Below are 12320 nucleotides of genomic sequence, written 5' to 3'. Positions count from 1 at the left end.
CCCTTCTCCCGCCTCGGCAAACCAGGCTCAGAGTGGCGGTTCGGCGCCGTCAGTCAACCGGTTTCTGATAGACGAAACAGCGCCCTGGCACTGCGGCTGGCGGCAGGGGCAATTCGGCGAGCGCATCGAAATACATCCTGTCGCTGGACACCATCAGTCCGCCCGGCGCCAGCAGCGGTTCGATCAGGGGCGATATCTTGCGCGCGAAAAGCTCGTTCTTGGCGCGGTTGTGCCCACCCAGATCGGCATGGACCAGGCTGGCGACCGGGCCCATCCTGGCAAGCGTTGCGGGCAGGGTTTCGGTCACGTCGCCAAGGATCGTGAACTCTTCTGACGGAGTGCTGTCGGGGTGGCTGGCAATCGCGCGATCGAAGACGAAGATGTCGCGCCCCGTGACCCGCGTCACGAGATGGTGATAGGTGCGCCCGTTGCCGAGCCCCAGTTCGAAGACCGGACCGGCCATGGCGGCGGTTTCGCCTATGGCGAAGTCGAGGCAGGCGCGCTGGGACACCATGCGATCGATGAAAAGATCCAATCTGCTGGTCATGCAAGCTCCGTTCGCTGAACCGGGTGGTCCGGGCCGCGCCTGTCATGCCAAAGAATGCAGCACATGTGTAGAGCGCCCGTCAGAAACGCCGTGGCGTGACGCCGCCGTTGCAAATTTGTTGTTTGACGAGAGGGGCGGAGCCAAGCGAGACTGGTCCGGTGTTTCTTGGGGAGGACCACGGACCCGACATGTTGACCATCGACGAAACGGGCCCTGCGCGATGAGCCCATTGCTGTCCGTCAAGGACCTGTCGATCGGCTTCGGTCGGGGCGAGGACGTGGTGCAATCCGTGAGTTTCGACGTGATGCCCGGACAAACCCTGGCGCTGGTCGGAGAATCCGGATCGGGCAAGACCGTGACCTGTCGCGGCATTTTGCGAATCCTGCCGCGTGTCGCTCAGATCCGCAGCGGCTCGGTCGTGCTAAACGGACGCAGCAAGGGGATCGATCTCGCACGGCTGTCCGAGCGTCGGATGCGCGATGTGCGCGGCGACGCGGTCTCGATGATCTTCCAGGAGCCGATGCGCTCGCTCAGCCCGCTGCACAAGATCGGCAACCAGGTCAGCGAAGTCCTGTGGCTGCACAAGCACATGGACGAAAAACAGGCGCGCGGCAGGGTAATCGACATGTTCGCCCGGGTCGGCTTTCCGGACCCAGACCGCGCTTACGACTCCTACCCGTTCGAAATGTCCGGCGGAATGCTGCAACGCGCGATGATTGCGATGGCGATGGTCTCGAAGCCCGATCTTCTGATCGCGGACGAACCGACGACGGCGCTGGACGTGACGACGCAGGCGCAGGTTCTGGGCCTGATGAAGGATCTGCAGGCAGAAACAGGCATGGCGATGGTTCTGGTGACCCACGATCTGGGCGTGGTCGCCAACATGGCCGAGGAAGTGGTCGTTCTGAACAAGGGGCGGGTCATGGAATCCGGGCCGGCACGGCTCGTGCTGAATGCACCGGCGCATCCCTATACGCAGCAATTGTTCGATGCTGCCCCGACGATCCCGGCGGTCGCCGAGGTCGCACCGCCGCTGCCCGAACAGGACCTGATCCTGCAGATGAAAGCGGTTTCCAAAACCTACACGATGCGCAGCAATTCGGCGTGGAAACCCGACGTTCTGATCCATGCCTGTCGGGGCATCGATTTGAACCTGCCGCGTGGCAAGACGCTGGCGATCGTCGGCGAAAGCGGCTCCGGCAAGTCCACGGCAGCGCGGATCGCGCTGGGGGCGGAACTGCCCGACCCGGGCGGCGAGGTCCTGTTCCGGGCCGCAGCGGGCAGCGCGCCGATCGCCGTCCACCGGATGAGTCGAGCCGAGCGCACCGCGTTCCAGAAGGACGCGCAGATGGTGTTCCAGGATCCCTATTCCTCGCTCTCGCCCCGGATGCGCATCCTGGACGCGTTGACCGAGCCGCTGGACATCCACCGGATCGGCACCCGCACCGAGCGCCGTGACTTGGCCGCCGAAAAGCTGCGTGCCGTGGGGCTGAACGCGGACATGCTGAAACGCTATCCGCACGCCTTTTCCGGCGGGCAGCGCCAGCGGCTTTCCATCGCACGCGCGCTGATGCTCGACCCGGCGCTCATCGTCTGCGACGAACCGACAAGCGCGCTGGACGTGAGCGTGCAAGAGCAGATCCTGACGCTGCTGGAAGATATCCGGGACGAGATGAACCTGTCCTATCTGTTCATTTCCCACGATCTCGCCGTGGTGGCGCGGATTGCCGACGAGGTGGCGGTGATGCGCCAGGGACTGGTGGTGGAACAGGCACCGCCCGACACGTTGTTTCACAACCCGCGCCACCCTTATACCAAGGCCCTGATCGCTGCGCAGCCGACACCGGACATCAACCGGCCGATTGACCTGAAGCTGGTGGCGCAAGGCGCCGGCGCGCCCGAGACCTGGCCCGAGGCCTTTCGTTTTTCGAACACCATGATACCTTCTCTCGCGACACTGGAACCTGGCCACAAGGTGCGATGCCATGTTTGACCCCTTCCGACGTTTTCTTCTGTCCGCCGCCGCGTTGGCGCTGACCGTGCCGGCGGCATTTGCGGTCGAACTCCCCAAGCTGCAGGAAAACAGCTTCTGGGCGACCGAGGTCGAGAAGGGCCACCTGCCGCCGATCGGCGAACGCCTGCCCCAGACGCCCCTTGTTGTCGATCTGGAAAGTCGTGGCCGCACGCCGGGGGTCGAGGGCGGTACGCTGAACACCATGGTCAGCCGCAGCAAGGACATCCGCCAGATGGTCGTTTACGGCTATGCGCGGCTGGTGGGCTACAACCATCTCTACGAATTGCAGCCCGATCTGCTGCTGTCCTACGAGAGCGAGGAAGACCGCAAGTTCACGCTGCGCCTGCGCCCCGGGCACAAGTGGTCGGACGGGTCGCCCTTCACCTCGGCCGATTTCGAATACTGGTGGAACGACGTCGCCAACAACGAGCTTCTGAGCCCGGCCGGCCCGCCCGACATCCTGCGCGTCGAGGGCAAGTTGCCGAAGGTGAGCTTTCCCGACGAGACCACCGTGATCTACGAATGGGAAGATCCGAACCCCAATTTCATCGCCAGCCTCGCTTTGGCACGCCCGCCCTTCATTTATCGTCCATCGACCTTCCTCAAGCAGTTTCACGGCGACTATGCCGACCCGGCCAAGCTGAAGGAGATGATCGAGGAAACCCGCGTGCGCAGCTGGGCCGCGCTGCACAACAACCTCGACAACATGTACAAGTTCGACAACCACGAGCTGCCGACCCTGCAACCGTGGATGAATTCGACCTCGGGCAAGAAGATCCGCCACCTGTTCGTGCGGAACCCCTACTACCACCGGATCGATCCGAACGGCGTGCAGCTGCCCTATATCGACGTGGTCGAGATGGAGATCGTGAGCCCCGGCCTGATCGCCGCCAAGTCCAATGCCGGCGAGGCCGACCTGCAGGCGCGCGGGCTGGACTTCCGCGACATCTCGATCCTGCGCAAGGGCGAGACGGACGGCAGCAACTACAAGACCCTGATGTGGGGCAACGCCGTCGCCAGCCAGATCGCGATCTACCCGAACCTGAACTACAACGACCCCGTCTGGCGCGACGTGATGCGCGACGTGCGGGTGCGGCGCGCACTCAGCCTCGCGATCGACCGCGACACGATCAACAAGGCGTTGTATTTCAACCTGGCCAAGCCCGGTGCCATGACGGTGCTGCCGGCCAGCCCTTATTTCAAGCAGGAAAACCGCGAGGCCTGGGCAACACTGGACGTCGACAAGGCCAACGCGCTGCTGGACGAGGCCGGGTTGGCCGAGCGCGGCGGCGACGGAATCAGGTTGCTGCCCGATGGACGGCCCATGGAACTGGTGGTCGAGACCGCCGGGGAACGGCAGGAGGTCGAGAACGCGCTGCAGATCATCACCGACGACTGGCGCCAGATCGGCGTCAAGCTTGTGATGCGTCCGCTCGACCGCGACATCCTGCGCAACCGCATCTTCGCAGGAACCACCATGGCCGGGGTCTGGTATGGCTGGGACAACGGCATTCCGCGCTCCTACACCTCGCCCGACTATCTCGCTCCGCGCCAGCAGGAGTTCTTTGCCTGGCCGAAATGGGGTCAGTACTATCAGACCAACGGGGCGGCGGGCGAGCCACCCGACCTGCCCGAGGCACAGCGCCTGATGGAGCTGGCGCATGACTGGGACGTCGCCACCACCAACGAGGAACGCGACGCCGCATGGATCGAGATGTTGGCGATCCATGCCGACCAAATCTATGGCATCGGGACCCTCGCCGAGGCGCCCCAGCCCGTCGTCGTGAACAAGAACCTGCGCAACGTTCCGGAAAAGGGTCTCTGGGCGTGGGATCCCGGCGCGCATTTCGGCATTCACCGCATGGATGAATTCTATTTCGTCGACGGGAACGGCTGATGAGCATACTGCGCTATGCAGTCTACCGTTTCGGGACGATGCTGCTGACACTTCTCGTGGTGTCCGCGCTGATCTTCGTGATCATCAACCTTCCGCCCGGCGACTACCTGTCCAACCAGATCGCCGAGTTGCGCGCCTCTGGCCAGTCCGCCGGCGTCGCCAAGGCGGAATTCCTGCGCACCGAATACGCGCTCGACCGGCCATTGTGGCAGCAATACCTGATCTGGATCGGCTTCCTGCCCGGCCCGCAGGGCTTTTCCGGGCTCATCCAGGGCGATTTCGGCTGGTCCTTCGAGTTCGACCGTCCGGTGGCCGAGATCGTGGGCGAGTCGCTCTGGCTGACGGTGCTGGTCAACCTCGCCGCCGTGCTCTTCGTCTACCTCGTCGCCCTGCCGCTGGGGGTTCTGGCGGCGGCGCGCTCAAAGACCTGGGTCGACTATACCTCGGCCTTCGTCGGTTACCTGGGACTCGCGACGCCGAACTTCCTGCTTGCGCTGATCATGTTCTACTACGGGCACAAGTATTTCGACCTGCCCATCGGTGGCCTGATGGACCCGATCTATGAGGGGCAACCGATGACCTGGGAAAAGGTCAAGTCGATCCTGATCCACCTGATCGTGCCGACCTTCGTTATCGGCACCTCGGGTGCCGCGGCGATGATGCAGCGGCTGCGCGCCAACATGCTGGACGAGCTCGGCAAGCCCTACGTGGAAACCGCCATCGCCAAGGGCATGAGCCCCTCGCGGATGCTGACGAAATACCCGTTGCGCATGGCCTTCAACCCGTTCGTTGCGGATATCGGCAACCTGCTGCCGTCGATGGTATCGGGCTCGGTCCTGGTATCGGTCGTGCTGGGCTTGCAGACGATCGGGCCGACGCTTCTGACTGCGCTCAAGACACAGGACCAGTTCCTTGCCGGGTTCGTCCTGATGTTCGTGGCGCTGCTGACACTGGTCGGCACGATGATCTCGGACCTGCTGCTGGTGCTGCTCGATCCAAGGATCCGCTACGAGGGGCGAGAAACATGAGCAGGCTCCCCGATGGCCGCTATGTCGATGATGCCCCCTTCGACCCCAAGGCCAATATCCAGACGCTCGAACGGCGCGACCTGGATGCGCCCAACTGGGTGCTGGTCTGGCGGAAGTTCAAGCAGCACAAGCTGGGCCTGGTGTCGGGAGTTTTCCTGCTGGTCTGCTACCTGATGTTGCCCTTCGTCGGGTTCATCGCGCCCTACACGGCGAACGAGCGGGATTCCGAGTATCTCTATGCCCCGCCGCAATCGATCAACCTGTTCCACGAAGGCGAATTCATCGGTCCATTCGTGTACCCCACTTTGGCCGAGGCCGATCTCGAGACTTTCCAGTGGAAATTCGTCACCGACGAAACCCGACCGATGCCGCTCGAGTTCTTCTGCGAGGGAGGAAGCTACCGGCTGGCCGGACTGATCCCATCCGACACTCACCTGTTCTGCGCCCCCGATGGCGCGACCGTGTTCCTCTGGGGCTCGGACCGGTTGGGGCGCGACGTGTTCAGCCGCATCCTGTATGGCGCGCAACTGTCGCTGACCGTGGGTCTGATCGGGATTTCGGTCTCCTTCTTCCTCGGCATCGGCTTCGGCAGCATCGCCGGCTATTTCGGTGGCAAGATCGACTGGGTGATCAACAGGGTGATCGAAATCCTGCGGTCCCTGCCAGAATTGCCGCTCTGGCTGGCCCTTTCGGCGGCGGTGCCGTCGAACTGGGGGCCGGTGGCGGTGTTCTTCATCATCTCGATCATCCTCGGGATACTTGACTGGCCAGGTCTCGCGCGCGCGGTTCGGGCCAAATTCCTGAGCTTGCGCGAAGAGGAATACGTGCGCGCAGCCGAGATGATGGGGGCCAGTTCCGGCCGGGTGATCCGAAAACACCTGTTGCCGAACTTCATGTCCCACCTGATTGCGTCTGCAACGCTGTCGATCCCGGCGATGATCCTTGGCGAAACTGCCCTCTCCTTCCTCGGGCTCGGTTTGCGGGCGCCGGCGGTCAGCTGGGGCGTGATGTTGAACGATGCGCAGAACCTCGCCAGCATCGAAATCTATCCCTGGACGGCAATCCCGATGCTGCCGATCATCGTGATCGTGCTGGCGTTCAACTTCCTCGGTGACGGGCTACGCGACAGCCTCGACCCCTATGCCGACTGACCGTCCCCCGCGCCTTTACACGTTATCAGGGAATTCTCCATAGACTTTCTCCTGTAAAATCAGACCGCTTCACCTTATGCTGACGGGGTTTGATACCAAGTGTTCTTGTGCGAGTTCCTGCGATGGCGATCCATCTTCCCCCACCCGACTCTCCCCGTCCGACCCTGTGGACGGGCGTAAACCGCGGCGATGGCGAGACCGCACTGGATTGCGAAACGGCGGTGTCGCTGGCCTGTCACGTGATCGACGCGTTCGATCGGGCACAGGATTGGACAGGGTTGATCATCACTCTGGCAAAGCGCGGTTTCGGGCTCGAATTCGAAGGCGATCGTCTGATCCTGGTGAACGACGGCACCGGCGTGTCGCTCTGTACCTGCCGATTCCTCGGTCATGGGCTGGCGTCGCTCACGGCTCGGTTCGGAAAGCCCCGCGTACTGGCGACCTCGGGCAGGCTGATCGCTGATCCAGACCGCGACATCTAGCCCCACAGCCGCGCGGCACGCGCGGCCTGGCCCAACGCCGAACCGGTCCCGCAAGGGGCCGGATGAGGGGGCGGGAGCCGCTGGTCCGGCGCGAACGGGCGGGCTCAGCGATCGTCGCCGCGACCATCATCCTCCATCTGCTCGTCGTCGATCACCCCTTGCACCGCGCCGGTGACGGCCTCCTTCTGCGCCGGCGTCAGATCGTCGGCCTTGCCATCCGCCAGTCGCACCGTCACCTCGCGATGGGCGAAATGAATCCCCTCGCGGGCAAAGAGCTCGCGGATCTCTTCATAGACCTTCTTGCGCACCAGCCACTGGTCGCCGGGCTTGGTCATGAACTTGACGCGAATGATCATCGCGCTGTCCTGCATCTCGATCACACCCTGGCTCTTCAGCGGCTGGATGAAATTCTCGCCGATGACCGGGTCCTCCAGCAGCTTGATCCCGAGGTTCTTGATCAGCTTGCGTACCTTCTCGACATCGGTGTCATACGTCACGCGGAGCGGCAGCTTCATGATCACCCAGTCGCGGGAGTAATTGGTCAGCACCTTGATCTCGCCGAACGGAATGGTGTTCAGGGCACCAAGATGGTGTCGCAGCTGGAACGAGCGCACGGAAATCTTCTCGACAGTGCCCTTCACGTCGCCGATGTCGATGTACTCGCCCTTGCGGAAAGCGTCGTCGATCAGAAAGAACGCACCCGAGAAGATGTCTCGCACGAGGGTCTGGGCGCCAAAGCCGACCGCCAGACCGACCACGCCGGCACCGGCGAAAAGCGGGCTCACGTTGATCCCCAGTTCCAGCAGCGCGATCAGCGCGATCGAGACCACCACCACTGCCAGGATCGCGCCTCGGAACAGCGGCAACAGGGTCGCCAGCCGGCTGGCACTGCCGCCGCCGCCCTCGTCGCCCAGTTCAGCCTCGGATTCATCGACACTCTCCTCGGCGATCTTGCTGTCGATCCAGATCCGGAAGAGGTGATAGACGACGTAGCCGATGAACAGGATGGTGATCACGTCCAGAAGATTGCCCAGCACGGAATCCGGAAGGACCGCGTTCTCCGGGTCCCAGACCCGGAGCATCGCGTATGCCCCGGCCACGAAGGCGAGTATCCCGGCGACACGCCGGGACAGCGCCTCATAAGTCATGATCTCGTGCGGCGGACGCTCGATCGGGGCGCCGCCAGTCTCCTCGCGCTCCCCCGCCTCGGCGGCCGCCAGTTCGCTGTTCAACCGCTCCACCTTTCGCGCCCGGTCGAAATAGCGCTCGATCACGTAGTTGATGCCGCCGTAGACCACCACGATCGACAGGAAGACCACGTAGGCCCCGGCGATCAGCGGCACGGATTCCTCACGCTCGAGCACGAGGTCGAAGGCCAGTTCGAACCAGCCGAACAGGATGTATCCGATCACCAGCGGCGCCCAGGCCAACGACAGGAACCGGGTCAGCCGCGGCACCTCATGCGCCGCGCGCCCACCCCGGATCGCGCCGGAAATCGGACCCGCGTTGAACAGGATCATCGCGATGTTGCCGATCGCGCCGACCAACGACAGCGCACCGTAGAGGATCGCGTAAACGTTGTAGTTCAAACCGAAATCCGCGATCCAGGCGCTGAAGATGATGGTGACGATGCTGTAGGTGGCAAGCCCCGCGGCCCAGTAGTAGAGCCGCTTGGCGTCCCGGTCCGAAAGCACTGGAATCCGGTACTGGCTGAGGAAGGGCGACAGCAGCATGCGCCACAGATCGGACACCGTTCGCGACAGGAAGAAGGCAAGATAGATGGCCGCGATGGTGAGTTCGATGGACAGGTCGTCGACGGGATCGAAGATGAGAACGCCCGAGACATAAGCCAGCACCATGCCCAGCACCGTGCCCCCGATGCCGAGGAAGAACCGAAAGACCAGCAGTGGCATCTTCTCGCGATAGCCCTGCGGAGCCTCCAGCGACCGCGCCCGCATGAGGCCCAGGGCGAACCTGCGCCCATAGGTATACCCGACCACGAGGCGCGCCACGACGAAGAGCACGAGAGTCCAGAACAGCACCTCGACGTAAGTCATGATACGACCGTCCGGGCTGGTCGCCCGCAGGATGAAGGCCACTTCCGCCAGCGAGGTCGGCAAGGCCTTGAGCCGCTCTCTGAGAGTCGCGCGGAACTGGGCGACCTCGGATTGCGCCTGCATCAGCGCCGACTTGTCCTGCATCGCGCTGTCGGCAGCCGCAGACGCGTCGGTAGGCGCCGGCGGCGGTGTCACGGCAGCGACCAGCTTGCCATCTCCATCCAGCACGATCACGTTGACGCCACTTTCCGCAGCGTCCCGGATCGCCTTGCTCAGCGCTGTTTCCTCGGGCGCCGCATCACGAGACGCGGCGGCGCCCCCGAGGCTTGGCAGGGTCTGGGCCGTCGCCGGCCCGACCATGGAAAGGGCCACGAGACAGGCGAGCGCAAGGCGAAGCAGAAATTGGCCCATGCCGGCCCCTCGATCCGATATGACGTGTCCACCGGACGCTACAGGAGCGTTCCCATCGGCGCAATTGACTTGGCGGAACCGCCTCGCAGGGCCTTCGGCGCACCGGGCGCCCGAACTTTTTGCCATTGCATTCGACCCCCGTTTCAATAGTAGGGTCGGCGTTGCCGGACCGGCCGGTGCCTTCGCTGCGACATGCAAGGGCCTGGACGGTATCTAAGGAATTCAGCAGGGGCCGCCATGTGTGGCCGCGTGACGGACATGGGGCAGACGATGGCACACCAGCCGACGCCGGACGGGACACACACATGACCCGGCCCAAGCCTCGCGCGGCGCGCATCATGCTCTACAGCCATGACACATTCGGTTTGGGCCATCTGCGCCGCTCGCGCGCGCTGGCCGAGGCGATCACCCGCGCCGACCGGTCGGCCTCGGCGCTGATCCTGACCGGGTCGCCGGTGGCGGGCCGCTTCACCTTTCCCGCACGCGTCGATCACGTGCGTCTGCCCGGTGTCACCAAGCTGCGCGACGGAAGCTACGTATCGCAGACGCTGGGCATGGATATCGAACAGACCACCGACTTGCGCTCGGGACTGATCAAGGCCACGGCTGAGCAGTACGATCCCGACATCCTGATCGTGGACAAGGAGCCGACAGGCTTTCGCGGCGAACTGGTGCGCACGCTCGATCTGCTGTCGCGCCGCGGACGTGCTCGCCTGATCCTTGGGCTGCGTGACGTGCTGGACGAGCCGGGCATCCTCGCGACGGAATGGGAGCGCAAGGGCGGCATCGCTGCAACCGAAACCTACTACGACGAATTGTGGATCTATGGCCTGCGCTCGTTCTACGACCCCACCTCGGGCTTGAACCTGAGCGACAATGTCAAGCGGCGGATGCACTGGACGGGCTACCTGCGGCGGACCGCCGGCTCTTCGACCCCGCCGCCGACCGAACCCTATGTGCTGGTGACGCCCGGCGGTGGCGGCGACGGACAGGCGATGGTCAACCTTGTATTGTCGGCCTACGAGCAGGACCCCGAGCTTGGCCCGCGCGCGATCCTGGTCTACGGCCCTTTCCTGTCGGGAGAAACACGGGCCGAGTTCGAGACACGCGTCGCAGCCCTTCAAGGCCGGGTCACCGCCGTCGGGTTCGAGTCCCAGATCGAAACGCTCTTCATGGGGGCCGAAGGTGTCGTCTGCATGGGTGGCTACAACACCTTCTGCGAGGTTCTGTCCTTTGACAAACGCGCGGTCATCGTACCCCGCACGGTGCCACGGCTCGAACAATACATCCGCGCCAGCCGCGCCGAGGAGATGGGCCTCGTGCGGATGCTGGACGAGACGCGCGATGGGATGACGCCACAGGCGATGATCGCTGCCATCCGGGCGCTCCCGTCGCAGTCGCTGCCATCCGAGGCGATCTCGGACGGGTTGCTGGACGGTCTGGACTATGTGACCGACCGGGTTGCGGCGCTGCTGGGCGAGCGGGCAGAAACGGCAGCCGAATGACCGGCAAGTTCGCCGTCGTCGTCAAGGGCTGGCCGCGCTTGTCCGAAACCTTCATCGCGCAAGAGCTTGTCGCGCTGGAGGCTGCCGGGCACCGTTTCGACATCTGGTCATTGCGCCACCCGACGGACACCAAGACGCACCCGTTGCATGACCGTCTGACGGCACCGGTGCACTACCTGCCGGAATACCTACACGACGATCCCGCGCGGGTCTGGCGCGCCCGCGCCAAGGCGCGCGACCTGCCCGGCTATGCGCGCGCCTATGCCGTCTGGCGCAAGGACCTGGCCCGCGATCTCGACGTCAACCGCATCCGCCGGTTCGGACAGGCCTGTGTGCTGGCCGCCGAGTTGCCCGACGGCGTAAACGGCCTCTACGCCCATTTCCTGCACACCCCGGCCTCGGTCGCGCGCTACGCGGCGATCATGCGCCGCATCCCCTGGGGCTTCTCGGCCCACGCCAAGGATATCTGGACATCACCCGACTGGGAGATCAAGGAGAAGCTGGCCGATGACGAAACTGGCGCCCGCTTTGGTGCGACCTGCACCGCCTATGGTGCATCACAGCTTCGCAAGCTGGCGGCGGAACCGTCGCGGATCGACCTCATCTATCACGGTCTCGACCTGTCGCGGTTTCCTCTCCCGCCCGACCGTGCACCGCGCAGCCCCGATGCGCCGCTGCGGCTGTTGTCGGTCGGACGCCTGGTCGAGAAGAAGGGGTTCGACCGGTTGATCGCCGCTCTCGCGCGCCTGCCCGACCGCATCGACTGGACCTGGACCCATATCGGCGGGGGCCCGCTGGGCGACGCCTTGGCACGACAGGCCGAGGAGGCCGGAATTGCCGCACGGATCACCTGGCGCGGGGCGTGCGATCAACCGCAGGTCATCGCCGATATGCGCGCAAGCGACCTGTTCGTGCTGCCCAGCCGGATCGCGTCCGACGGCGATCGCGACGGCTTGCCCAACGTGCTGATGGAGGCCGCCAGCCAGCGTTTGCCGATCCTGTCGACGGCCGTGTCAGCCATTCCGGAATTCATCGAGAGTGGCGTGCACGGCATCCTCGCCAACGACAGCCCGGAGGCGCTTGCCGCTGCGATCGAAACGCTCGCAGACCGGCCCACACAGGCGCTTGCCATGGCCGAAGCCGCCCTGTCCCGGCTGCGCACGGAGTTCGGAATGGCGCCGGGTATCGCCCGCCTGTCGCAGCGCCTGACCGACATGACGCGCTAGAC

Annotated in this window: 9 protein-coding genes; 7 read left to right on the top strand and 2 right to left on the bottom strand. The window is 64.3% G+C overall.

The features are described 5' to 3' along the window. Positions 1-49 precede the first annotated feature (49 nt). Positions 50-547, bottom strand: coding sequence for a class I SAM-dependent methyltransferase (locus JF290_RS13735; RefSeq protein WP_199025462.1), 498 nt, complete (start codon positions 545-547; stop codon positions 50-52). A gap of 220 nt (positions 548-767) precedes the next feature. Here JF290_RS13735 and JF290_RS13730 point away from each other — a divergent pair, with 220 nt between their 5' ends. The 5 genes from JF290_RS13730 (at position 768) to JF290_RS13710 (ending at position 7119) form a co-directional block, all read left to right on the top strand. After that, positions 768-2540 carry an ABC transporter ATP-binding protein gene (locus tag JF290_RS13730; protein WP_199025461.1) on the top strand — a complete coding sequence of 591 codons (1773 nt, stop codon included), beginning with the start codon at positions 768-770 and terminating at the stop codon, positions 2538-2540. Next, positions 2533-4458, top strand: a complete 1926-nt coding sequence (locus JF290_RS13725; RefSeq protein WP_199025460.1) for an ABC transporter substrate-binding protein — start codon at positions 2533-2535, stop codon at positions 4456-4458. The genes JF290_RS13730 and JF290_RS13725 overlap by 8 nt, the downstream gene beginning before the upstream one ends. Next, positions 4458-5486 carry an ABC transporter permease gene (locus JF290_RS13720; RefSeq protein ID WP_199025459.1) on the top strand — a complete coding sequence of 343 codons (1029 nt, stop codon included), beginning with the start codon at positions 4458-4460 and terminating at the stop codon, positions 5484-5486. Before JF290_RS13725 ends, JF290_RS13720 begins: the two co-directional genes overlap by 1 nt. Then, positions 5483-6637, top strand: a complete 1155-nt coding sequence (locus JF290_RS13715) for an ABC transporter permease (protein WP_199025458.1) — start codon at positions 5483-5485, stop codon at positions 6635-6637. Before JF290_RS13720 ends, JF290_RS13715 begins: the two co-directional genes overlap by 4 nt. Before the next feature lie 122 nt (positions 6638-6759). Further along, positions 6760-7119 (top strand): hypothetical protein, encoded by a 360-nt coding sequence (locus JF290_RS13710; RefSeq protein ID WP_199025457.1) that lies wholly within the window; start codon positions 6760-6762, stop codon positions 7117-7119. 104 nt (positions 7120-7223) lie between these two features. On the opposite strand, the gene JF290_RS13705 is transcribed toward JF290_RS13710, so the two are convergent. Beyond that, on the bottom strand, positions 7224-9587 hold the full coding sequence (locus JF290_RS13705; RefSeq protein WP_199025456.1) for a mechanosensitive ion channel family protein: 2364 nt from the start codon (positions 9585-9587) through the stop codon (positions 7224-7226). Between the two features lie 305 nt (positions 9588-9892). Between JF290_RS13705 and JF290_RS13700 the strand changes: the two genes are divergently transcribed. Continuing rightward, entirely contained in the window at positions 9893-11092 is a 1200-nt protein-coding gene (locus JF290_RS13700; RefSeq protein ID WP_227363192.1) for a glycosyltransferase family protein, read from the top strand. Further along, the gene (locus tag JF290_RS13695) at positions 11089-12318 is read left to right on the top strand and encodes a glycosyltransferase family 4 protein (protein WP_199025455.1); all 1230 of its coding nucleotides are present in this window, start codon (positions 11089-11091) and stop codon (positions 12316-12318) included. Before JF290_RS13700 ends, JF290_RS13695 begins: the two co-directional genes overlap by 4 nt. Positions 12319-12320 lie beyond the last annotated feature (2 nt).

Origin of the sequence: Sedimentitalea arenosa (genome assembly GCF_016428585.1) — a bacterium.
GTDB lineage: Bacteria > Pseudomonadota > Alphaproteobacteria > Rhodobacterales > Rhodobacteraceae > Sedimentitalea > Sedimentitalea arenosa.
Note: the sequence above shows the minus strand (reverse complement) of the source record. Positions and strands in the feature narration are given on the sequence as shown.